General features: G+C 33.4%; 26 protein-coding genes. 16 read left to right on the top strand and 10 right to left on the bottom strand.

Annotation, left to right across the window (positions count from 1 at the left end):
* Nucleotides 1-184: 184 nt before the first annotated feature.
* The 11 genes from BUE22_RS04985 (at nt 185) to BUE22_RS04935 (ending at nt 9,051) form a co-directional block, all read left to right on the top strand.
* Nucleotides 185-736: an ATP-binding protein gene (locus tag BUE22_RS04985; RefSeq protein ID WP_073393980.1), complete on the top strand. Its 552-nt coding sequence runs from the start codon at nt 185-187 to the stop codon at nt 734-736.
* A gap of 112 nt (nt 737-848) precedes the next feature.
* Complete coding sequence (locus tag BUE22_RS04980) at nt 849-1,217, top strand: hypothetical protein (protein ID WP_073393979.1); 369 nt, start codon at nt 849-851, stop codon at nt 1,215-1,217.
* A gap of 18 nt (nt 1,218-1,235) precedes the next feature.
* A complete protein-coding gene (locus tag BUE22_RS04975; RefSeq protein ID WP_073393978.1) occupies nt 1,236-1,592 on the top strand; it encodes a nuclear transport factor 2 family protein in 357 nt (118 codons plus the stop codon).
* A 189-nt stretch (nt 1,593-1,781) separates the two neighbouring features.
* Entirely contained in the window at nt 1,782-2,378 is a 597-nt protein-coding gene (locus tag BUE22_RS04970) for a hypothetical protein (RefSeq protein WP_073393977.1), read from the top strand.
* Nucleotides 2,379-2,811: 433 nt separating this feature from the next.
* On the top strand, nt 2,812-4,281 hold the full coding sequence (locus tag BUE22_RS04965) for a glycoside hydrolase family 130 protein (protein ID WP_042563446.1): 1,470 nt from the start codon (nt 2,812-2,814) through the stop codon (nt 4,279-4,281).
* Between the two features lie 235 nt (nt 4,282-4,516).
* Entirely contained in the window at nt 4,517-6,097 is a 1,581-nt protein-coding gene (locus BUE22_RS04960) for an FAD-dependent oxidoreductase (RefSeq protein WP_073393976.1), read from the top strand.
* Between the two features lie 7 nt (nt 6,098-6,104).
* Nucleotides 6,105-6,689, top strand: a complete 585-nt coding sequence (locus BUE22_RS04955; RefSeq protein ID WP_073393975.1) for a flavodoxin family protein — start codon at nt 6,105-6,107, stop codon at nt 6,687-6,689.
* A gap of 70 nt (nt 6,690-6,759) precedes the next feature.
* A complete protein-coding gene (locus BUE22_RS04950; protein WP_073393974.1) occupies nt 6,760-7,140 on the top strand; it encodes a YidH family protein in 381 nt (126 codons plus the stop codon).
* A 112-nt stretch (nt 7,141-7,252) separates the two neighbouring features.
* Complete coding sequence (locus tag BUE22_RS04945) at nt 7,253-7,771, top strand: hypothetical protein (protein ID WP_073393973.1); 519 nt, start codon at nt 7,253-7,255, stop codon at nt 7,769-7,771.
* A 124-nt stretch (nt 7,772-7,895) separates the two neighbouring features.
* Nucleotides 7,896-8,342: a hypothetical protein gene (locus BUE22_RS04940; protein WP_073393972.1), complete on the top strand. Its 447-nt coding sequence runs from the start codon at nt 7,896-7,898 to the stop codon at nt 8,340-8,342.
* Nucleotides 8,343-8,382: 40 nt separating this feature from the next.
* Complete coding sequence (locus BUE22_RS04935; RefSeq protein WP_073393971.1) at nt 8,383-9,051, top strand: SRPBCC family protein; 669 nt, start codon at nt 8,383-8,385, stop codon at nt 9,049-9,051.
* A gap of 114 nt (nt 9,052-9,165) precedes the next feature.
* On the opposite strand, the gene BUE22_RS04930 is transcribed toward BUE22_RS04935, so the two are convergent.
* Nucleotides 9,166-9,429, bottom strand: coding sequence for a hypothetical protein (locus BUE22_RS04930; protein ID WP_073393970.1), 264 nt, complete (start codon nt 9,427-9,429; stop codon nt 9,166-9,168).
* Between the two features lie 255 nt (nt 9,430-9,684).
* On the opposite strand from BUE22_RS04930, the gene BUE22_RS24000 reads away from it, so the two are divergent.
* From BUE22_RS24000 to BUE22_RS04920, 3 genes are read left to right on the top strand one after another with little or no spacing between them, the layout of a single operon-like run.
* Entirely contained in the window at nt 9,685-9,816 is a 132-nt protein-coding gene (locus tag BUE22_RS24000; protein WP_256365458.1) for a hypothetical protein, read from the top strand.
* A gap of 21 nt (nt 9,817-9,837) precedes the next feature.
* Nucleotides 9,838-10,143 (top strand): hypothetical protein, encoded by a 306-nt coding sequence (locus BUE22_RS04925; protein WP_052483540.1) that lies wholly within the window; start codon nt 9,838-9,840, stop codon nt 10,141-10,143.
* Nucleotides 10,144-10,182: 39 nt separating this feature from the next.
* Nucleotides 10,183-10,434, top strand: coding sequence for a DUF7218 family protein (locus BUE22_RS04920; protein WP_073393969.1), 252 nt, complete (start codon nt 10,183-10,185; stop codon nt 10,432-10,434).
* Nucleotides 10,435-10,622: 188 nt separating this feature from the next.
* Here the strand turns inward: BUE22_RS04920 and BUE22_RS04915 are convergent, their stop codons facing one another.
* The 8 genes from BUE22_RS04915 to pdxR all read right to left on the bottom strand — a co-directional run bounded on the left by BUE22_RS04915 (nt 10,623) and on the right by pdxR (nt 19,129).
* Entirely contained in the window at nt 10,623-10,871 is a 249-nt protein-coding gene (locus BUE22_RS04915; RefSeq protein WP_042563437.1) for a hypothetical protein, read from the bottom strand.
* Between the two features lie 322 nt (nt 10,872-11,193).
* Nucleotides 11,194-12,891, bottom strand: a complete 1,698-nt coding sequence (locus tag BUE22_RS04910) for a ribonucleoside-diphosphate reductase subunit alpha (RefSeq protein WP_073393968.1) — start codon at nt 12,889-12,891, stop codon at nt 11,194-11,196.
* Between the two features lie 12 nt (nt 12,892-12,903).
* Nucleotides 12,904-13,878 (bottom strand): ribonucleotide-diphosphate reductase subunit beta, encoded by a 975-nt coding sequence (locus BUE22_RS04905; protein ID WP_042563435.1) that lies wholly within the window; start codon nt 13,876-13,878, stop codon nt 12,904-12,906.
* A 669-nt stretch (nt 13,879-14,547) separates the two neighbouring features.
* Complete coding sequence (locus BUE22_RS04900; RefSeq protein ID WP_073393967.1) at nt 14,548-15,315, bottom strand: methyltransferase domain-containing protein; 768 nt, start codon at nt 15,313-15,315, stop codon at nt 14,548-14,550.
* 41 nt (nt 15,316-15,356) lie between these two features.
* On the bottom strand, nt 15,357-16,511 hold the full coding sequence (locus tag BUE22_RS04895; RefSeq protein ID WP_073393966.1) for an alpha/beta hydrolase-fold protein: 1,155 nt from the start codon (nt 16,509-16,511) through the stop codon (nt 15,357-15,359).
* Between the two features lie 147 nt (nt 16,512-16,658).
* Nucleotides 16,659-17,093 (bottom strand): carboxymuconolactone decarboxylase family protein, encoded by a 435-nt coding sequence (locus BUE22_RS04890; RefSeq protein ID WP_073393965.1) that lies wholly within the window; start codon nt 17,091-17,093, stop codon nt 16,659-16,661.
* Nucleotides 17,094-17,125: 32 nt separating this feature from the next.
* The gene (locus BUE22_RS04885; RefSeq protein ID WP_073393964.1) at nt 17,126-17,581 is read right to left on the bottom strand and encodes a MarR family winged helix-turn-helix transcriptional regulator; all 456 of its coding nucleotides are present in this window, start codon (nt 17,579-17,581) and stop codon (nt 17,126-17,128) included.
* Nucleotides 17,582-17,665: 84 nt separating this feature from the next.
* Complete coding sequence (pdxR, locus tag BUE22_RS04880) at nt 17,666-19,129, bottom strand: MocR-like pyridoxine biosynthesis transcription factor PdxR (RefSeq protein ID WP_073394276.1); 1,464 nt, start codon at nt 19,127-19,129, stop codon at nt 17,666-17,668.
* A gap of 78 nt (nt 19,130-19,207) precedes the next feature.
* On the opposite strand from pdxR, the gene BUE22_RS04875 reads away from it, so the two are divergent.
* Both BUE22_RS04875 and BUE22_RS04870 read left to right on the top strand, forming a co-directional pair.
* Complete coding sequence (locus BUE22_RS04875) at nt 19,208-19,846, top strand: FMN-dependent NADH-azoreductase (RefSeq protein WP_073393963.1); 639 nt, start codon at nt 19,208-19,210, stop codon at nt 19,844-19,846.
* 31 nt (nt 19,847-19,877) lie between these two features.
* Nucleotides 19,878-20,762 carry an EamA family transporter gene (locus tag BUE22_RS04870; RefSeq protein ID WP_073393962.1) on the top strand — a complete coding sequence of 295 codons (885 nt, stop codon included), beginning with the start codon at nt 19,878-19,880 and terminating at the stop codon, nt 20,760-20,762.
* A 110-nt stretch (nt 20,763-20,872) separates the two neighbouring features.
* Here BUE22_RS04870 and BUE22_RS04865 read toward each other — a convergent pair whose 3' ends face one another.
* On the bottom strand, nt 20,873-22,081 hold the full coding sequence (locus BUE22_RS04865; RefSeq protein WP_073393961.1) for an MFS transporter: 1,209 nt from the start codon (nt 22,079-22,081) through the stop codon (nt 20,873-20,875).
* Between the last annotated feature and the right edge of the window lie 77 nt (nt 22,082-22,158).

The following is a 22,158-nucleotide window of genomic DNA, read 5'->3' as shown; positions in this document are numbered from 1 at the left end:
AGACCCTTACAAATGTAAGATAAACGGTTATTGATATTTTTACGATTTATTCATTTAATAATTTATTAATATTCGCAAATTCTTTTTTGATTTCTGGTGATATATCAATTCCAGTCTCCTTTTGTAAACTCAAAACAATAAAAGATTTTGTAATATTGAGGTTTAATAGTAGCAATTCTTAAAGATGAAAATTCACATTTTTGGTGCCTCCGGAAGCGGCGTAACAACAACAGGAAAAATATTGGCCGAAAAACTTAGCCTGACTTATTTTGATAGTGATAATTATTTTTGGGAAACTACCGAACCGCCTTTTACAGTAAAACGAAATCCTGATGAAAGAAATGCTACGATAAAAACAGACCTGAATCTAAAAAACTGGATTTTAGGAGGATCAATTTTTGAATGGGGAGAAAATATATTTCCTGATTTTGACCTGGTAATTTTTCTTTGGATTCCTCCTGCTATTAGAATTGAAAGATTAAAGAAAAGAGAATTTGAACGATACGGAAACATTATTTATACTGATCCCGCCAGAATAAAACAATTTGGAGATTTTATAGAATGGGCAACCGATTATGATAACCATACAGGAATTGCAGGCCGAAATTTTAATGCTCATGAAAAGTGGTTAAAAACCATTCCGTTTCCGATTTTAAAAATTTCCGGCGATTTAACTATTGAAGAAAGAATTGCACTTATTCTGGAAAAAATAAATAGCATAAATAATAAACAATGATAATTAAGTAATTTTTTCTGTTAATGCTATAAGACAATTTGTTGTCTTTGAGGTTAATTTTGATTGAAAGCTAAAATTCAGCAATAATAAATCAACTTTAAAAAACATCATTATGACAACAAATAGCGACAAATATTACGATCAAAACGATAATAATACAGAAGAAAACCAAAGTTATGTTGATCAATACCAACAACAACATATTGGTGACCAAAATACTTTTGAGCAGGAAATGCTTCTAAACGAAGATCAGAGTTATTTAGACAGCGAGTTTTCGAATGCACTTGAAAGAGACGATCAGGAAGATCTTGAACAAAATTATGACGACAGCGAATTAAATGAAGATGAGTTTGAAGAAGATGATTTGGAGGAAGAAGATGATTTAGATGAAGACGATCTGGATGATGATTTAGTAGAAGATTATGATGAAAATGATCGTGAACCAGAAACTTTTGCAGACGACGGTTATAAAATTGACTAATCCTGATTTTAGAATCGTATGAGTGCAATTGATAATAAAGAAATTCTAAAAAAGGCAAACTTAGCCATTACTCAGGGTGACAATGAAGGTTTTTTAGCCTTTTGCACCGATGATACTGAATGGACATTTACCGGCGAGCAAACTTTAAAAGGAAAAGAAGCCGTTAGAAACTGGATGAAAACCGCCTACAAAGAACCGCCAAATTTTGAAGTAGAAAATTTAGTGGCCGAAGATGACTTTGTTATTGCAATTGGCAAAATCAAAATGAAAGATGAAAACGGAAAAATAACAGCTTACGATTACTGTGACGTCTGGAAATTTAGGAACGCAAAAATGGCGCAATTAAACGCTTTTGTTATTGAACCTAAATCCTGAACCTTATATTCAAATTGAAAGTCGTAATGGATTTTAAATTTCATGCTTTTAATTAAGGTTTAATGTTACTTAAATCTGGTAAAGTTTTTTTAAACCATCTTTTCCTTAATTATTAAAAAACCAATTCTCTTAAAGGCAATAAATGCCAGAATTAAATGTTATATAAAGAGATTAAAATATTTAAAAAGTATGAAAAAAATATTGTTTTTGATTATCATCATTAGTGTTTCAATGCATGGATATGCACAGGACGAACTCAACAATAAAAATAAACCAATCCAATCTAAAAATTTAGACAATAAAGAAGCTGTTCCGCCAACGGAAGACGCACCAAAAGCAGACGATCCTACGATTCCAAAAGAACCGGTTACTTTAAAAATTAATCCGGACGAGCTTTTTAATAATAATGTTTTATATAAAAGAGAAGCCAATGTACCGGGAATTTTTTATCGTCGAAATGAATATTTAGGAGGTTTTGTAACAAAATCTATTACATCGACAATTCGTTATAGAGATGCCGCTTTTGTAGATGGCGATAAAATTAAAGTTTACCTTAATGATAAAGTTATTGAACCGGAAGTTTCACTTGATGGAGAATTTAAGGGATTCAAAATAACTTTGGTAAAAGGGATCAACAAAATTGATTTTGAAGCTTTAAATGAAGGTTCTGCCTCGCCAAATACGGCTGAATTTCAGGTTTATGATGATCAGGGAGTAGCTATTGAATCAAGCCAATGGAATGTTGGTAAAGGTTACAAAGCGGTTATTATTTTGTATAAAGAATAAAGTTTACAGTTATAAATATTATTAGTTCAATTAATTAACGGGAAAAAAAGAAAACCTCTTTTATCCCGTTTTTTTCTTTTTACACATTTAGGTTTATTTAGAAATGAAAAATATTTTATTGAAAATCAAACAATTATAAATAATTTATTTATTCTTTTTTGTAAATTTGATATTCCCTCTTTACATACAATTCAGCCTTTACAAATTGATTTTTCCTAAAAGCAGTTTGACAAGTAAGCATCGACATAAAGTTTTAATAAAAAATTAAGTTTTTTTTCGTTCACAAAATTACTAACTTAGAAATAGTAATAGAAAAATACTGTTCCTGTTCTAAACATCTGTATTTCTATATTTATCTAAACGAAACAGGTAATCCTGAAAAGCATTACTTAAAAAAAAATATACTTATTTACTGTAATTAAAAAACAAAACTATGCGAGTACCAATCATTCGAAAAAATATAAAATTTACCCCAGATTCTAAAAGAGTTGTTGCACGATATTTTATGAATGGTGAAGAACGGACACAACAAATGGTAAGCCGCATAATGTTGCTCGACGAAAAACAGGTTTTACAAACCCTGGAACAAACACTTCGCGAATTTGCCAGGCGTCACCGAAATATCTCGAATATATTTTTCAAACATTGCGAAAAAATCAGATACATTATCGAAGGAATGCAAATAGACTATGATGCACTTTCTGTAGATAGAAAAATGCTTATAGGTTCTTTCTGTACAATGGAATATGCTATTGAATCGGCAGCAATTTTCAATCCGTCTATTATCGAAGATTTTGATCAGTCTGGTCTGGAAGCAGGAGCAAAACGTGTTATTATTTCGTTTCGTGCCACAGGAGAAGGTCATATTTCTTCTATTGTTTTTAGACGAGGAATTCTCGATAAAGACAATAATCTGCAGATAATGAAAAACGGTAATAACATTGATAAGGCAGAGATTGAACACAAAAGCTTATACAATAAAGAAAGATTTTTATTAAAGCTTTCAGAAATGCATACGCAGGACAAATATATTACCCAAATCATGCAGGATTTACCGGATGAATTTGAATATGCTGTTTTAAAAAGTATGGTAAAAGATGCCTTGCAGGATCCTTCTATACGTCAGGAAAGACGAACAGCACTTGAAGAAATCATCTGGCTGGCAAATTCCTTTTATGATTTACAATTTAAACATGATTCTGATATAACAGAACGTGTTATATTTCCAATTTCCGATTCTGAAAGCCGTGGTATTGAAGATGCCCGTTTTGTACGTTTTACAGATGATGACGGTTCTACGCGCGTCATGGCAACTTATACAGCCTATAATGGTCATGCAATACTTCCTAAACTTATTTCGACCGAGGATTTTTATAATTTCAGGGTAATGCCTCTGCACGGTGCTGGTGCTCAAAATAAAAACCTGGCTTTATTTCCAAGAAAAATAAAAGGAAAATATGCAATGCTCTCCAGAATCGATGGTGTTAATAATTACATCATGTATTCTGACAGACAAACACAATGGAACACTCCTATTCTTTTGCAGGAGCCCCGATATACGTGGGAACTGACCCAAATAGGAAATTGCGGATCACCACTTTGGACAGAAGAAGGCTGGCTTGTTATTACACACGGTGTAGGTGCCATGAGATGTTACTGTATTGGTGCTTCTTTATTTGATCTTGATGATCCTTCTAAAGAAATTGGAAGACTTAAAGAACCTTTACTTTCGCCTCTGGAAGATGAAAGAGAAGGTTACGTGCCCAATGTTGTGTATTCCTGCGGGGCGATTATTCACAACGGTAGTCTTATATTACCTTATGCAGTCTCAGATTATTCGTCGACTTATGCTGTGGTAGATATGGTAGAATTACTGGATGCTTTAAAAAACAGTAATAAATAAAAATATTTCAAACACTAACAAATAAGGCTGTCAATTGACAGCCTTATTTGTTTTTAGGCATTTACGTAATATCCCTTGTTACCTAAAAACATAACTGAAAATCTTATAAAACTTCCCTTTAAACCTGTAAACGTTTTGTTTTTATAGCTAGTAGCTTTGATATCAACCTCTTAAAAATGAATTTATACAGATTTTAAATTTCTCCTGTAAATTCTAAATTCTAAAAAATTACATTATGGATGAATCAAACAATACCTTAAAAAGCTCCAGCATCACTTCGGGTGAAAATGTTTCATTTTGGATTGACTCTGCTCCTATTATTTCTTTTGAAAAACCTGATCAGGATATTCAAACGGAAGTATTGATAATTGGTGGTGGAATTGCGGGATTAACAACTGCTTATAAATTATTAAAAGCAGGTAAAAAAGTTGTACTTGTTGAAGATGGTTTTATCGGCAGCGGCGAAACCGGACGTACGACGGCTCATTTAACCTGCGCGCTCGACGATCGCTATTTTTTTCTTGAAGAAACCTTTGGCGAAGAAAATGCAAAACTTGCTGCCGAAAGTCATGTTGCCGCTATAGACGAAATTGAAAATATTGTTACTTCCTTAAATATCGATTGCTCTTTTAAAAGAGTAAACGGTTACTTATTTCTGCATCCCACAGACAAGGAAGAAAATCTGGATAAAGAATTTCAGGCGACACAAAAAGCAGGATTGCAGACTTCGGTTTTAGAAGAAATTCCTGCTTTGGCCAATGCAGAAAAACAACGATGCATCGTCTTTAACAATCAGGCACAATTTCATATACTGAACTATCTTAAAGGACTTGCCGATGCTATCGTTTCTCTTGGCGGAATTATTTATACCGAAGCTCACGCAGAAGATATTAACAAAAAAGGGGCGAAAGTAAACGGTTTTACTTTTTCTGCAGATTATATCGTGGTGGCAACAAATACGCCTATAAATGATGTTTTAACAATGCACACCAAACAACACGCGTACAGAACTTATGTTATTGGAGCCAAAATTCCGAAAGGGCAACTTCCCTACTCGCTTTGGTGGGACACAGGCGATCAGGAATCAAAATGGGTTTCTCAGCCTTATCATTATGTTCGTTTGGAAAATTATGATGACGAATACGATTTATTAATTTCCGGAGGTGAAGATCACAAAACGGGTCAGGCCGATGAAGAAGGGATTTCGGAATTTGAAAGATATGAAAGACTTGAGGCCTGGACACGAAATTATTTCCCCATGCCGGATGACATTTCATATCGCTGGTCTGGTCAGGTGATGGAACCTGTGGATTCTTTAGGTTTTATGGGGAAAAATCCCGGCGATGACAATATTTATATCATTACGGGAGATTCCGGAAATGGAATGACACACACAACAATTGGCGCCATGATTATTTGTGACAGCATTATGGGCATTAAAAACAAATGGGAAGACTTGTATAGTCCGTCAAGAATTACCTTAAAAACTACCGGTGATTTTATTAAAGAAGCAAGCAACATGGCTTCACAATATCTGGATTGGATTAAGGGCTCTGATTTAAAAAACACAGCCGATTTACCAGCGGGAGAAGGCGCAATACTTTCTTCAGGCTTAAATAAAATTGCCGTTTATCGGGATTACGACAATGCCTTAAAAGCATTTTCTGCCGTTTGTCCGCATTTAGGCTGCATCGTACAATGGAATAATGATGAAAAATCTTTTGATTGTCCTTGTCACGGTTCACGATTTGACGCAGAAGGTATCGTCATCAACGGTCCTGCAGAAACTGATCTATCCAAAATCCATATCAAATAAAAAACATATGAAAGCTATCATACTACTCGCCACCTTAAAAAATAAAGGCAGATCTAACACAGAAATTCTTATAGATTTTTTTGCTAAATATCTGATCCGGCAAAAAATTGAATTCGAAATAATAAAACTTGTTGATCACAATATTGTTCCGGGAACTTATACGCAAATGGACACAAAAGATGACTGGCCGGATATTTACAACAAAATTCTGCAAGCTGAAATTTTACTATTTGCAACACCCATTTGGTGGAACAATCACTCCTCTGAACTGCAAAGATGCATTGAAAGGCTTGATGAGGTTTACGACATTATTTTGAGCGGAAAAGATTCTCCGCTTGACGGAAAAATTGGCGGTGTAATTGTAACAGGCGATTCAGATGGTGTAGAACATATTACGGGAAATATTGCGAATTTCTTTTGCAGCATTGGTGTTACGGTTCCGCCTTATACTTCACTTGGCGTTATTTGGGAAGGCCATGCCAAAGATGCAAAAAAGACCAAAGCAGAGCTTTTAGAGTACTACAAAAGCACCTACGAAAAAGATGCCCAGGCTATGGCAGAATCTTTGAAAAAAGCAGCAGGCAAAAGCTGATAATACTTTAAATAAAAGCAAAATATTAAAATTACTAAATAAGAATATCGTGGATAACAAAAATAATAATATGATTAATGAGCATATGTCAAACGAACGCACGTTTTTGTCGTGGATTCGTACTGGCATCGGAATTATGGTATTTGGTTTCGTGATTGTAAAGTTCTCATTATTTGTCAATCAATTACCGTCCACGTTTTTTAAAGATTCAAATATTCCAAAAAATGGACTAACTATATTTATTGGTATCTCTTTAGTGCTTACGGGCGCTATTACTATCTTGTTATCCTACTGTAAATACAGACAAGTACACAGACTTTTACAGCGTGGCGAATATTTATATTCTACAATGCTTTTAACAATCCTTACGGTCGTTATTTTTCTTATGAGTATTATTATAATTACCTATTTGATAATGGCTGCCTATCCCTTTACATTTCTCGAAATCTAACAAAAACAACTGATATACTGTAAATTATGTAATTACAAAATATCTGTTTTATAAAATTTTGATTTTCTGTACGTGTAACTTTACAATCATACAAAAACTTAAAATGACTATTATGAATTTAAGAGAAAAAGAAAATTACGGTCAAACTGACACGGATTTTCAAGACAATACAAATCCATCTAACAAAAATGATACTATCCCTTTTGATAATTCGGTCACCAATGACATAGAGCAGAACTTAAATCGAAGTTTTAGTAATCAACAGGATCGTGATGATGAGCTCGACGATGAAAATGACAATGATTTACGCACAAATCCTGATGAGGATTATGACAATGATTTGAATGAGGATTATTTGAGTGAGGATGAAAAATTACAAAATGAAAGAGATGCCAGAAATGATGATGGTTTTGGAAAAAGCGATGCTGAAGATAATGATGACTCATTAGAAAACGACAAGCAAGATGATGAAGACAACGAAAATCCTGATAATGAAAAAAGACAAGATTATGTTTCCGGAGATGCTTCGTTAACCGAAGATATTGATCAGGATCTTGAAGAAATTGATCCGGTAAATCATCCGCGTCAATTCTCGAATAAAATAGCGATTAAAAAAAGTCCTGCCAAGTAATGAAACCTAATAAAGATATTGTACTTCCTTGTCTCAACGTTGTTTTTTTCATGCTGATACTTTAATAAAGTTGATGACCTGGAAGTACATTTTTTAAGTAACCTAATTTCAAAAAAGTACTAATATGAACTTTCATGCATTTTTACAGATCCTCATTTCTTCCATCGCAGCAACAAGCGTAATGACGCTGTTTAGTTATGCCGTTTCGGCAAGCGTAAGAGAATTATACAAAGAGCCTGTACTACTTACGTACATCCTGACAAGATTTCACATCGAAGTATCTCTAAAAACAAAAAGAGTATTAGCATGGATTTTACATTATATTATCGGAACTTTTTTTGTTATTATATATCACTATTTGTGGCTGTATGATGTTGTAGAATTTTCGTGGCAAATTGCATTACTTTTTGGTGCAATAAGTGGTATTATAGGCATTTTGGGCTGGATGATTTTATTCAAAATTATTCCGCAAAAACCCAATATCGATTTTAAGGGATATTATACACAGCTATTTATCGCGCATGTTATTTTCGGTTTGGTTGCTTTTTTGGTTTACAAAACTTTCTTATAACTATTCTTAAAATAAATAATAAAATTAAAAATTAGAAATTATGGAAACAAATACATCAGCTTCGATACAAAAAAAATCAAAACTTAAAACAAATGTATCTACTCTCGAAAGAGTTTTAATGGTTACAAGCGGAGCATATCTTTTATATTCCGGTTTATCTAAAGAAAATAAAAATGCCGGAAAAATTGGTGTTGGTGGATCAATGCTTTTACGAGGAATTTCCGGATATTGCCCTGTTTATGATGCAGTTGATCATTTAAAAAACGACAAAGCATCAAATGTAAACATCCGAATTAATAGCGTGATCAAAAAACCTATTAGTGAAGTATATGCTTTTTGGCGTGATTTCGAAAACTTACCAAAATTTATGAATCATATTGAATCTGTAAAACCTTTGAACTACACTACTTCTGAATGGACAGCCAAAGGGCCTATTGGAATTGGAAAAATAAAATGGAAGGCAGAAATTGTGAAAGATGAAAAAGAAAAATTAATCAGCTGGAATTCCCTACCCGATTCTACAATAAAAAATGCCGGAAAAGTAACTTTTAAACCAAAAGGAAACGCTACAGAGATTGATGTTACTATTTCATATCACGCACCATTGGGCGTTGCAGGAGAAAGTGCCGCAAAACTTCTTAATCCATATTTTGAAAAACTGGTAAAAGACGATATCCTAAATTTTAAAGCGTATTTGGAGTCTGTTTAAAATATAATTTTCTCCAATTAAAAAAGCCTGTAATTAATTATTACAGGCTTTTTCAGAATTAATCAAGTTGAGGGAGTGAAATTAGTAATCAATAAAAAAGTAATAATAAGTCGGTTATTTGCCTTTTGCAGTACCTGTAGAATCTGTATTTAGAGAACTATTCCCTTTTTGTGTAGTTCCTGCAGATCCTGATCCGGTCGAGCCTTCGCCTGTTGCACCGGTCGTACCATTTGTGGCAGAATTAACAGTTGTACTGTCTGATACAGAACTTACTGTATCAATTGTTTCTGTAGTAATTGTATCATTTGCGGAATCACCTGTATTGCTTCCATCAGCCTTTTTACAAGAAAATAAAAGTCCTCCAAAAAGTAAAAACAATACAATTTTTGATTAAATAAAGTCTTCATAATATTAAAATTTTTCTGTTAGTACTATTTCAAATATAAAATTCAGCTAAAGCAAATTTTTATACAATTACTCCTAAATCTTATAGAATTATTAAATGTATTTTCACTAATACTCAGATTTACAATTACTTATTCAGTAAATAATATAAATATTTAGGTAAATAGTATAAGTATTTGATATTCATGGTTTTTAGATTTGTAATGTAAACTTTAAACTTTCTTTATCATGAATACTTCAAAAAACAGTTATGCTGAAAGTTCCAGAACTTCAGATAAAAAACACGAGTCAAAAACGACATCGTCGAGAAGTAATGAAAAACCACATACCGATTATAAAAAATCGTCTTTAAAAAAATAAATAACTCTAAAAATTCAAATTATGATACAAGAACCAAACGAAAATTTTGATCTGGAAGGTCACAATTTTCAATTAGCAGACGAGGGAATTAATTCTGAAACTATGGAAAACCAGGATCCTGCAATCAATCAGCACGAAATAGACAATTCTGATTCTGTTTATGAGGAATCGGATTTGGATACAGAAACCAGAAACGACTACGATCCGTATCAGGATGATCTGGACGATGAAGATATTGACCAGAATATCGATGAAGATTTAGATGACGACGGTGATGGTGACGGTTTTGAAGAGGATTTTGACGAAAAAGACCGATCTGATTACTAGACTGAAAAACGATTTATTATAACTTTAAAATGTACTATTATGCCAAGAAGAGATCCGGGTCCTTCAATTAAAGACAAGGACCAATACGAAGCACTGCGCGATAAAGGTTACAGCAAAGAAAAATCTGCGCGTATATCAAATAGTCAGGGAGCCGAAAAAAGAGGCGGAAAAAGTGGTGACTATGAAGACAGAAGCAAACAGGACTTGTATACCGAAGCTAAAAAAGCAGATATTAAAGGAAGATCGAAAATGACAAAAAAAGAGTTGATGCACGCACTGCGCAATAATTAAATTCTCGATCCAAAATGTATTACACAACAATTATAAGCAATTAAAAAGCCTTCATAATTTGAAGGCTTTTGATTTTTTCTATTGATTTAAATTTGATTTGGTTACTTTGTCATTTTGTGAACGATAAAGGTTTGAATATAATATTCATTTGGTTTATTAATGGCTTTTGGTTTTAAATAGCGATCTGTTTATCTGAAAACAGTTATAGTGTCTGCTAAATTTTCTCTGTTAATGAAAGCCGCAATAAATTCCTGAACTTCGGTAGTACTTTCTTTTGGGGTTTCGAAAGAATTAATATGAAATTCATCGTCCTGATCAAGAATATGAATGATTTCCGTATAGCCCTTAGAAATTAAACTACCTTTTAATTTAATTATATTCAACTGCTGTTGGCTGTCCAGCTCTTTGCGAACTTTTAGTTTTATAGCTCTTTCCATAGTTAATATTTTAAATTATTAGACGTATAATTATATTCAAATATAGCTATTAATTGTTTTGGCGCATAGGTAAAAAGCAGTTATAAGTCATTATTTATCAACATATTAATAAACAATATGTTAAAATCCGAAGTTATTTTTATTTTAACATATTATAAGTTATTTCTTCAAATTGAGACATAAAAAATCCCACTTCATTGCGAAATGGGATTGTTTTTATTCAAAGTTTAAACAAAGTTTTAAACATTAATTGCCCAAAATTGACATTATCTTCCAATAATTGTTTTTTGCAAAACAAGATTTGTCGTATTTGGCTTCTAATTTACGATTCACAGCTGCTGCAGGAAACAAGACTTGTAACAAGTTCTTTAGAAACACTTTGGCTTCGTTGGTAATACAAACTTTTAATTCCAAGTTGCCACGCTTCAATAATCAAACGATTCACCTCTTTAATCGCTAATTCTGAAGGAATATTAAGATTGATACTTTGCCCCTGATCTACAAATTTTTGTCTTATTGAAGCTTGTTGAATTATTTCAAGCTGACTGATTTCTTTAAAGGTTTTAAATACATCTTTTTCTGTTTGCGAAAGCTGTTCCATATGTTGTACGCTTCCGCCGTTTAACATAATTCCTCTCCAAACCTCTTCATTATCAAGACCTTTTTCTTCAAGCAATTTGGTTAGGTATTTATTTTTTCTCATAAAATTCCCTTTGCTTAAACCTGCTTTGTAATAATTACTGCTAAAAGGCTCAATTCCCGGAGAAGTTTGTCCTAATATAGCAGATGATGAGGTTGTTGGCGCAATCGCCATCGTCGTAGTATTGCGTCTTCCGTAGCCTTTTAAAAGTTCCGGTTCACCGTAAATACGTGCTAATTCCTGAGATGCTTTATCGGCTTTTTCACTAATGTGTTTGAAGATTTCCGTAGTTTTCATTTTAGCTTCCAATCCTTCAAACGGAATCATATTTTTTTGCAGATACGAATGCCATCCCAAAACTCCAAGCCCAAGTGCGCGGTGTCTTTTTGCAAAACGATTTGCTGCAGAAAGATAATAATTCCCTTCTGTTTTTTCTATAAATTCCTGCAATACGGCATCAAGGAAAAAGATGGCCAGTTTTACAGCTTCGGTATCTTTCCATTCTTCGTAAAGCTCCAGATTCATAGACGAAAGACAGCAAATAAATGATTCGTCGTTTCCTGACGGAAGCATAATTTCACTGCATAGATTACTGGCATTAATAGGAAGGTTTTTATCTTTATAAACCTGTGGCTTGTTTTTGTTTACATTATCAGTAAAAAAGATATAAGGCAATCCTTTTTGCTGACGGCTTTCTAATACTTTTGCCCAAACCTGACGTTTTTCGATATCACCATCAATCATTTCCTGCATCCAGTAATCGGGTACACAAATTCCTGTAAACAAGTTCTGAATCGGGTTTCCGATGCTTTTTATCTTTAAAAATTCTTCAATATCCGGATGATCTACATCAAGATAAGCAGCAAATGCACCTCGACGAACGCCACCTTGCGAAATCGTATCCATCGTAGTGTCAAAAAGTTTCATGAAACTTACCGCTCCACTACTTTTTCCGTTATCGGTTACGGCACTTCCGCGTCCGCGTAATTCACCAAAATAACCAGACGTTCCGCCGCCAATTTTGGTCTGCATGATAACTTCGCCTAATTTATGGGTAATTCCTTCAATTTTATCCGGAACGTGAACATTAAAACACGAAATTGGTAAACCGCGTTCTGTTCCCATATTTGCCCAAACCGGCGAACTAATACTCATCCATCCGCGCTCAATCATTTCTACAAAAGAATCTTTCAATTCGGGTTTGTAAAGTCTTTTTGCAGCAGCAGTACAAATTCTGTCAATCGCACCTTCTACGGTTTCGCCTTTTAAAAGATAACCACGATTTAATATTTGTTCACTTTCAGAGTTTTTCCACCACATTTTGTTATCGGCATAACTTAATGGCGGAATATTTGTTTCGGTTGTATGTAGTGTACTCATAATATATTCCGTTTAAAAAAGATCGTTTGCAGTAATACTTTTGTCATGTTTGGTATATTCTACCGGTCTTTTTGCAAAAAAATCATCAAGACTATTTGCAAAAACTTCTTCTTCAAACCAAGCCATATTTTTATAGTCTTCTGCAGGAACATTAAATATGGTTGGAATCCCAATTTGTCCTAAACTCTCATCAATTCTAAATTTCATGAAGTTTACCAAATCTGCTTTTTTTATCGTTTCGATTTCACCTTCCTCAAATATCCAGTCTAAAATATCAGACTCTACGCCTATCGAATGTTTTACTGTTTCTCTAATCATTTCTAAAGTATCTGCATCAAAATAATCCGGAAATTCTTCCCGTATTTTATTGATGATATAAATTCCGCCATTGGCATGAATTTGCTCGTCGATAGAAGTCCAGGCAATAATGTTGCTTACATTTTTCATATAACCTTTGAATCTTGTAAACGATAAAAGAATCGCAAACTGACTAAAAAGTGATACATTTTCGATCAAAATACTGAATAAGATCAGCGATACCATATATTTTCGGTTGTCTTGTGAACGTGTATCTTTAAGAACATCCGAAAGATAATCTACACGTTTACGAACCACCTCAATGTCCATTAATTTTTCGAATTCATCATTATATCCCAAAACTTCCAAAAGACGCGAATAAGCCTCAGAATGCCTGAACTCACATTCGGCAAACGTACTTCCCAAACCATTAAATTCAGGTTTTGGAAAATGCTCATAAATGTTGCCCCAAAAACTTTTTACCGCCACCTCAATTTGTGCAATTGCCAGTAAACTATTTTTGATTGCCGTTTTTTCGGCTACATTTAAATGAGAGTGAAAATCCTGTGTATCAGCAGTAAAATCAACTTCGGTATGCACCCAATATGCTTTATTGATTGCTTCTGTAAATTGTAGTACCTCTGGATATTCAAAAGGTTTATAGTTGATTCTCTTATCGAAAATAGACATAATATATAGTATTTAATAATGAACTAAACAAGAATAAAAAGCCAGTTACGAAGTGGGAATAACGGCGTTTCTATACTTACAAAATTAAGCCACTGTTGCTTTTTTGTTATCCTTTTGATGTTAAAAAACCAGCCAATTATCAACAGCTGTCATCCTATTGAAACAGACCAAAAAATTAGTTTTTATGAACAGGGAGATTAGTCTGGCTAATGCCCGAATTATCAGTTATTTATAAAGAATCTAAATAAAGTTATCAACAGGAAAAAGGATATCAAATTGACCTTTTAAAAAAACACTTATCAACAGCATTTTTTAAAAAACTGACTTTTTCTTGCCAAAATCCTTCTTTTCAAAAGAAAAAAAAGAGCGGGATTTTGTTTTTAAATCAGCTGAAAAATTAAATCATTTCAATCTGAATCATTTTAGAAAACAAAATACAAACAACTTATTTACAATGATTTAAATCTAAAGTTTAACCGCAAAGAGCGCAAAGATTTTACACAAAGTTTGCAAAAGTTTATTTTGAGTACACAGAAAGGTCACAAAGCTAAATCAATATAAAACTTTGCGAACTCTGTAATTTATAAAATCTTGTAAAAAACTTCGCGTCCCGAGGCTTCGGGATGCGTAAAATCTTAGCGTACTTTGCGGTTAAAAACAATTGTTATGTTATGTTTTCTTCCCATAAAGCAAAATCCTTTTAAATGAATATATAGCAGGAAGTTTAGGAAATTCAGCCGCAATTCTCTCTTTATAAGTTTTAATAAAAAGTGTTCTCTCATCTCCGTCAAGTCTTTCTATATAAGGAATTAATGCCGAACCCGAAATAAAATTATAAAGCGTCTCGTGATCGTTGGCAATAATTGGATATACTTTTTGCATGATCTGAATATCTTCGAGTCCGCCATCAAAAAGTATTTGCGCATAATCATCAATACTCAAAACGGGAGAATCCCTTTTGAAACCGTTTAGATAGGACTTAAATGGTTCTTCATCAATCAATTCAGAAAGGATTTTATTGAGTTTGTTTTCTGGCTGAACTGGCATTTGCACCGCAAATTGTCCTTTCGGATTAAGTAATCCTATCAATTCAGAAAACAATATTTCGTGATCGTTTGACCATTGCAAAGCGGCATTGCTAAAAATCAAATCCCATTTTTCTCCCGATTCAATTGTTTCTTCTGTAGTCGCTTTTTTAAAATGTAAATTAGCTGTTTCTAATGATTTTGACTGTTCCAGCATTTCATCAGAAGAATCGACTCCCAGAAAATTGGCATTTGGAAATTTATCTGCCAAAATCGCCGTTTGTTCGCCTGTTCCGCATCCCAAATCAATGGCTTTCATAGATTCCATCGGTTTAATAAAATCGATTAAATCATAAAACGGCTGATAACGAATGTTTTTGAATTTATTGTAGATTTCAGGATTCCAGGGCATTTTGTATTGGTTTTAATTGTGTTATTAGCTAAGATACGAAATTATTCATTCTTCAATTTCTTAATCATTTCCTTTCCATTCTCATTCTGTGGATTTATGGCAATTGATTTTTCATAATTTTCAATAGCCAAAGATTTCTGTCCGTTTATCATATAAGCTTCCCCCATACTGTCATAAACATTAAATGAATTTGGATGCAATTTGATATTCTGCTTAAAAAATTCGATAGCTTCATCAATATGTTTAAAACGAAGTTGTTGATAACCAAGTTGATTTATAAAATCCTCCGTTGGATTTATGTTATAGCCAAATTCGCTGGATAATTTTTTAAAATGCTCTTCAATATCTTTATACAAAATTTTATTTGAGTTCAAAAAAACTTCTGTATGCCAATCTTTGTAAATAAACCGAAGTCCGTCATACATGCTTTTATATGGCACAGAAAAATGATTTTCTTCTTTGTATTCTTTATAATTCCATTGAAAAGATTTTGAAGCAAACATTTTTAATTGTTTCGTTAATAAGTCAACAGCCTGTTTATCTTCATTGGCAATTGATACAAAAAATTTTCTCGAAAGCTGCTTATTTTTCTTAAGATACAAGGCGTATTCTTCCATTACTTTATCTCTGTTTTTATCACCTGTCAAAGCCGGACTAATAAAAATTGATGCCTGAAATAATTCTGGCGCATTTTCATTGGCATAAATTCCAAAGAGTCCGCCAAGTGAATGCGCTTCAAGAATTCGATAAGGCTGTGTTCTGTAGTTTTTGTCGATGTACGGAACAAGTTCGTCTTTTATAAAATGGAGAAAATTATCTGCTCCATTTTCTTTTGAATCAAATATTGGTGTAAAATCCCTTCCGCGTTCTGTATTGGGAATTGCTACAATAATCATCTTTGAAATAAAATTAGTCTCAAAATCAGAAAGAAAATCGACCATTTCTGAAACGTACTTAAAATGACTTCCGCCGTCAAGCAAATACAAAACCGGATAAGTATCTGTCGAAGCGTTGTATTCTGGAGGAGTATGAATCCAGATTGTTCTGTCTTCGTTAATTGCTTTAGAATGAATTAAAAATTGCTGTTGATTTGCCGGAGGAATGGAATCTATTGTTTGTGCAATGGCATTTTCCGAAGAGAAAATTAAAAAAAGCCCGCAAATGCAAACAATAAATTTATGAATTTGAGTTTTCATACTTTTGAAGAATTCGTTAAAACTAACCTCACCATAAAGACCGCAGATATCATAAATTGTTACATTTTTTATATTTTAATTGTATTCTTTTTACAATAACTAAAAACCCTCGATATGAGGGTTTTTAGTTTTATATTCTTATAAGTATTAAGCCGGAATAAGATTCGTAGAAATACCAATTCTGTTCCACGCATTAATAGTAATGATAGCTAAGATTACTTGTGCAAGATATTTTTCGTCAAGAACTTTAGCCGCTGCTTCATAAGTTGCATCGCTTACATGATGGCTAATTAAAGTAACTTCTTCTGTTAAGGCTAATATGGCACGTTCTTCATCTGTAAAAAACGGAGTATCGCGCCAAGCGTTTAAGGCATAAATACGCTGTTCTGTTTCGCCGGCTTTACGCGCCTCTTTGGTGTGCATATCAATACAAAAAGCACAGCCGTTTATTTGCGAAGCCCTAATTTTAATTAGTTCTTTATGAGTGCGGGTTAAAGAAGTACTTTCAATAAATTTTTCTAATCCTAAAATGGCGTTATATCCTGCAGGCTCTACTTTGTCAATACGAATTCTTGTTTTCATTTTTCTAAAATTTATATAATTATTGTTTCTATTTAAGCTGTTCTGTATTTTTCTAATAAAAAATTAAGGTTTTCAAATTCCTTCAAAGTCAGTTTATGAGAAAGTTTTTCTTCATAAACATCCATTCCGGGTTTTAAATCCCTCAAAATTTCCATTCCTGATTTAGTAATGAACACATCAACTTTTCTTCGGTTTTTACTGCAAACTTCTCTTGTAACATATCCTTTTAGAAGTAATTTATCGACTAAGCGGGTTGTATTGCTTGTTTTCGAAATCATTCTTTCCTGAATTTCACACATATTTGTTGGCTTGCCTTTTTGATCCTCTAAAATCTTCAGAACATTAAATTGTTCCGATGATAAATCAAAACATTTTAAAATCTCGTTGAAATTTTCGGCCAAAACATTTTGCGTATGCATAATATTGGTGAGAGTTCGTTTGCTTAAAGATCGTATTGCAGTAAATTCATTTTTTGAAGTTGTGCCCATAACTTGTTTTCTTTACAGCAAAATTAGAGCAACAATCCGGATACAAAATATGCCAATTTTAAAATAAAGACTAGCCCAGAAAAGTTACTGGACTACCTTTTTAAGAATACCTAAAGCTTTCACCATTTCTTTTTCTTCAAGTGAAGCAAAACCTAATCTCATGGCGTTAGTAACAAACGATTCATTTTTGTAGAATTTTCCATTATCGATAGAAAGTCCATTTTTTAAGGCGTTTTCAGACATCTTAACCAAATCAATTTTAGAATCAAAATGAGACCATATTGCAAGGCCGCCTTCTGGTATTTCAAATTCAATTGTATCTCTAAATTCTGACTGCAGAATATCACAAAAAAGATTTCTACGCTGTTTGTAGATTTTTAGCGATTTACGAAAATGCCTTTCCATTTCACCATTATTAAACAAAACAGAAAATGCGTCTTCCAGAAGGGTATCTCCTTGTTTGTCAATTAATTCTCTTAAAGAAGCCACAGCATCAATAAAAACTGAAGGCCCGGTCATAAAACCGATTCTTAAGGCTGGCGCAAATGTCTTGGAAATCGAACCAATATAAATGACATTATGATTGTGATCAATACTTGCCAAAGGTAAATATGGTTTGTTTTCATAATGGTAATCAAAATCGTAATCGTCTTCGATAATAGCAAAACGAAATTCTCTGGCCAGGTTTAACAGTTTTAACCTGCGTTCCATACTCAGTGTTACCGTTGTTGGAAAATGATGATGCGGAATTATATAAACTACTTTTATTTTTTGCTTTTGCAGAATTTCCTCCAGATAATCAATGTCCATTCCGTTAGCATCAACAGGAATACGCACTAAATTAGCGCCGGCATATTTGAAAGTATCATCGGCATAACTATAATTCGAAGTTCCAACTGCTACAACATCAGACGGATTTAAAAGCAATTGAGCCGTCAGGTAAATCCCCATTTGGCTGCCTTTTGTAATCAGGATATTTTCAGAAGAAACAGCTAAGCCTCTGGTGTTTGAAAGATAATTAGAAATCGAAATACGAAGATGTTCAGATCCTTTTGAACTGCCATATTTCAGGAAATTTTTTCCGTAAAATTTCTTCGAAAGACTTCGATATTCCCGCATAAGCTGATCTACGGGAGCCAAACGCACATCTGGAAATCCATCGTCTATGCTGAGACCGGCTTTTTGAAAATTCCTGACCGGACGGGCTTCTTTAAATTTATTGGTCCACAAAAATGATTCTTCTTTACTACTATTTTTATTGGTTTCCGGAAGTTTGGTTTTTGAGATTACAGGCAATTTCGAAAGTACAAAAACACCTTTTCTCTCAACAGATTCTGCCCAGCCCTGACTAATCAATTCTTCATAAGCCAATTTTACCGTATTTCTGTTAATGCCAATTAATTCGGCAAGAATACGAGAACTTGGTAATATATCAGACGGCTGCAGTGTACCATTTGTTATCAAAGAAATAAAGCTGTTGCATACCTGTATATAAATAGTAACAGGAATGTTTCGATCAATTTGAATTAAAGATTTATATGGCAACATCTGGGCTGTAGTTTTTATCAAAATTGGCATACAAAGTTAATCCAAAATCAGGATACATTTGCTCAAAATTATTTAAAAATGAAAAATATATTAGTCATTAATTCAAGCGCAAGAACGCTTAATTCTCAAAGCAGAAAACTTACTGAAGTATTTGTTGAACAATGGAAAAGTATTCATAACAGCTCTCTTATTACTCTCCGTGAATTGGGCAATCATCCTGTTTCACATATTGGCGAAAAGTGGATTACCGCTGCTTTCAAACCCGAAAATGCAAGATCTCAAGAAGATAAAGAGGCACTAAAAGAAAGCGATAATTATATTGCCGAATTACGTCAGGCGGATGTTATTGTTCTCGGTGCCCCGATGTATAACTGGTCGATTCCAAGTGCGCTTAAAGCTTACATTGATCAGGTTTTAAGGGTTAACGAAACCTGGAAACTCAATCCTGAAAATATCGCGAATCCCTACGTTGGATTACTTGAAAATAAAACTCTTTTTTTAATGCTTTCAAGAGGTTCTCACGGTTATGAAAAAGGAGAATTTAACGAGCATATGAATTTTCAAAGCGATTACTTAAAAACGGTTTTTAATATCATGGGAATTCATAATATTCATTTTGTAGCTGTTAACGGTTCAGCGCTGAGTCCTGAAATACTACAACAGTCTACAGAAGATGCAAATCAAAGTATAAAATCTCTTATTGAAAGCGAACTTTAATCAGCGATATTGATCAAATAAAAACATCGAAATGAAAAATAATGTACTCAAAGGAAGCCTTTTTATTGCACTTGGAGCCACAAGTTACGGCATGCTGGCAACCTTTGTAAAAATGGCATACCAAGAAGGTTTTACAACCGCCGAAGTCACGATTTCGCAATATGGTCTTGGCTTTATCGGACTTTTAATTTTGAATTTATTTCGCAAAGAAAAACCGATTTTAAAACCTGAAACTTCAAACTTAAAAAGTACTTTCAGGCTAATATTTGCAGGAACTTCACTTGGTTTAACAAGCACTTTTTATTACCTCTCAGTGCAGTATATTTCTGTTAGCGTAGCCATTGTGTTATTAATGCAAACTGTTTGGATGGGTGTTATTTTTGAAATCGCGGTGCATAAAAAAATGCCCGGATTGCGTAAGATAATTTCTGTTTTCATCATTTTGGCAGGAACATTCCTTGCCACAAACCTGTTTCAGGAATCAGTAATTATAAACTGGAAAGGTTTTTTGTTCGGCATTCTGGCTGCAATGTCTTATACCGCAACAATGTATTCCTCAAACCATGTTGAACTTCATTTTCCTCCATTAAAAAGAAGTCTTTTTATGATTATTGGGGGCTGTATTGTAGTAGCTTTTATTTTTAATACGTCGATCAACTCAGATTTTTCCTTTGCTGTTATTCTGCGCTGGGGTATTTTGCTTTCTTTGTTCGGAACCATACTTCCGCCGTTACTTTTTACCAAAGGAATGCCTCTAACCGGAATGGGTTTGGGAGCTATAATTGCTTCTGTCGAAATTCCTGTTTCTATTGCAATCGCTTATATATTCCTCGACGAACCTGTAAGTTTTCTGCAATGGATTGGTGTAATATTGATCTTATTTGCTGTAGCATTTATGAACCTTCAGAAAAGATAAAATCAATAAAATTCCAATTTAAAAAATTCCAAATTCCAATATGAGTTGGAATTTGGAATTTTTTATTTGAGTTTTTTTACTTGGAATTTGGAATTTTTTTATTTGGATTTTTAATTTTTAACAGTTTCCAAATGCACCGCTCTGTATCTATTAAAAACGATAAAAATAATTCCAATAATAAAAATCAAAGAAATATTTGTTAACCCTAATAAAAACTGACTTTTAACGGCGTATAAATTAACAAATCCGTAGCTAAATATAGAACTCACCATGTACGTTGCACCGCCTGTAAGTCCGCTGGCGACTCCGGCATTTTTAGAGAAACGGCTTAAACAATAGCCATAAATAATATTAAAGATAAAGCCGCCGCATATATTGATTCCCATTGTAAAAGCGATTAAAGTATAAATATTACTTGCTATTGAAGAGGTAAAAATCATAAGTAAAACCAAAGTAAGCTGTATTGAAACCGCAATAGTTATTTTTTTAGCCAAAGGTTTATGAATAAGAGATTTAGCCGTGATTCCGCCCATCATAACAGCTAAACCTGACAATAACGAACTGTAACCTGTAGTAACGGCAGAATACCCAAATACGCGTTCTACAATAAACGGACTCGATAAACTGTACACTACAACAAGACCAAAGCAAATACCAAGAATTATGATTCCCAATGTAAAATCGGGTGATTTTAAGATGTTTGTGTACGTTTGTGCGATAGACTTTAGTTTAAATTCATGAAAGTATTTTAAAGATTCTCCGCTATACAGAAGTTCCAGAATTAAGAACAATAATGACAATCCGCCAAGAAAATAAAAGTTAGATTTCCATCCAAAAATATTCTCTAAATATCCCCCTAAAAATGGCGCCATAATAGGCGCGCAGGCCCAAATGATTGAAAATAAACTAATGTAACTTTTTAGTTTTTCGCCAGAATAAAGATCAACAAAATAAGCACGTTTTGCAATTACAATAAAAGCAATGGCAATACCCTGAATAATTCTCATGGCATAAATAACATAAATATCCGGCACCAATGCAATTACAAAACTGGTTAACGAAAAAACGGCAAGCGATGCAATGCTAATTTTAAAACGCCCGAAACTATCGAGTATGCTTCCTATAAAAACCTGGCTAATTCCGAGGCTAAACATAAAAAAGACAAGCGAAAGCTGAATGGCTCCTGCCGAAACCTGTAAATCTTTTGCCATAGCCGGCAGCGATGGCAAATAAATATCTGTTGCAAATCCCGATAACGGAATTAAAGCAAATGCTAATTTGGTGCTAAAACCCTGATGATTTTCTTGTAAATTTCTCATTTTATTAAATTAATTAGTAATACAATAGACCGATCGGTCTAAAATTTAGTATAAAAAAACACTGATTTCACGAATTA

This window comes from Flavobacterium pectinovorum (genome assembly GCF_900142715.1).
Taxonomy (GTDB): domain Bacteria; phylum Bacteroidota; class Bacteroidia; order Flavobacteriales; family Flavobacteriaceae; genus Flavobacterium; species Flavobacterium pectinovorum.
This window is presented reverse-complemented; position numbering and strand designations above follow the sequence as displayed.

Bases quoted from the DNA above. Each gene is read 5' to 3' on its own strand.
- BUE22_RS04985 (WP_073393980.1), top strand. From the start codon at position 185: ATGAAAATTCACATTTTTGGTGCCTCCGGAAGCGGCGTAACAACAACA.
- BUE22_RS04980 (WP_073393979.1), top strand. From the start codon at position 849: ATGACAACAAATAGCGACAAATATTACGATCAAAACGATAATAATACA.
- BUE22_RS04975 (WP_073393978.1), top strand. From the start codon at position 1,236: ATGAGTGCAATTGATAATAAAGAAATTCTAAAAAAGGCAAACTTAGCC.
- BUE22_RS04970 (WP_073393977.1), top strand. From the start codon at position 1,782: ATGAAAAAAATATTGTTTTTGATTATCATCATTAGTGTTTCAATGCAT.
- BUE22_RS04965 (WP_042563446.1), top strand. From the start codon at position 2,812: ATGCGAGTACCAATCATTCGAAAAAATATAAAATTTACCCCAGATTCT.
- BUE22_RS04960 (WP_073393976.1), top strand. From the start codon at position 4,517: ATGGATGAATCAAACAATACCTTAAAAAGCTCCAGCATCACTTCGGGT.
- BUE22_RS04955 (WP_073393975.1), top strand. From the start codon at position 6,105: ATGAAAGCTATCATACTACTCGCCACCTTAAAAAATAAAGGCAGATCT.
- BUE22_RS04950 (WP_073393974.1), top strand. From the start codon at position 6,760: ATGATTAATGAGCATATGTCAAACGAACGCACGTTTTTGTCGTGGATT.
- BUE22_RS04945 (WP_073393973.1), top strand. From the start codon at position 7,253: ATGAATTTAAGAGAAAAAGAAAATTACGGTCAAACTGACACGGATTTT.
- BUE22_RS04940 (WP_073393972.1), top strand. From the start codon at position 7,896: ATGAACTTTCATGCATTTTTACAGATCCTCATTTCTTCCATCGCAGCA.
- BUE22_RS04935 (WP_073393971.1), top strand. From the start codon at position 8,383: ATGGAAACAAATACATCAGCTTCGATACAAAAAAAATCAAAACTTAAA.
- BUE22_RS24000 (WP_256365458.1), top strand. From the start codon at position 9,685: ATGAATACTTCAAAAAACAGTTATGCTGAAAGTTCCAGAACTTCAGAT.
- BUE22_RS04925 (WP_052483540.1), top strand. From the start codon at position 9,838: ATGATACAAGAACCAAACGAAAATTTTGATCTGGAAGGTCACAATTTT.
- BUE22_RS04920 (WP_073393969.1), top strand. From the start codon at position 10,183: ATGCCAAGAAGAGATCCGGGTCCTTCAATTAAAGACAAGGACCAATAC.
- BUE22_RS04915 (WP_042563437.1), bottom strand. From the start codon at position 10,871: ATGGAAAGAGCTATAAAACTAAAAGTTCGCAAAGAGCTGGACAGCCAA.
- BUE22_RS04910 (WP_073393968.1), bottom strand. From the start codon at position 12,891: ATGAGTACACTACATACAACCGAAACAAATATTCCGCCATTAAGTTAT.
- BUE22_RS04905 (WP_042563435.1), bottom strand. From the start codon at position 13,878: ATGTCTATTTTCGATAAGAGAATCAACTATAAACCTTTTGAATATCCA.
- BUE22_RS04900 (WP_073393967.1), bottom strand. From the start codon at position 15,315: ATGCCCTGGAATCCTGAAATCTACAATAAATTCAAAAACATTCGTTAT.
- BUE22_RS04895 (WP_073393966.1), bottom strand. From the start codon at position 16,511: ATGAAAACTCAAATTCATAAATTTATTGTTTGCATTTGCGGGCTTTTT.
- BUE22_RS04890 (WP_073393965.1), bottom strand. From the start codon at position 17,093: ATGAAAACAAGAATTCGTATTGACAAAGTAGAGCCTGCAGGATATAAC.
- BUE22_RS04885 (WP_073393964.1), bottom strand. From the start codon at position 17,581: ATGGGCACAACTTCAAAAAATGAATTTACTGCAATACGATCTTTAAGC.
- pdxR (WP_073394276.1), bottom strand. From the start codon at position 19,129: ATGTTGCCATATAAATCTTTAATTCAAATTGATCGAAACATTCCTGTT.
- BUE22_RS04875 (WP_073393963.1), top strand. From the start codon at position 19,208: ATGAAAAATATATTAGTCATTAATTCAAGCGCAAGAACGCTTAATTCT.
- BUE22_RS04870 (WP_073393962.1), top strand. From the start codon at position 19,878: ATGAAAAATAATGTACTCAAAGGAAGCCTTTTTATTGCACTTGGAGCC.
- BUE22_RS04865 (WP_073393961.1), bottom strand. From the start codon at position 22,081: ATGAGAAATTTACAAGAAAATCATCAGGGTTTTAGCACCAAATTAGCA.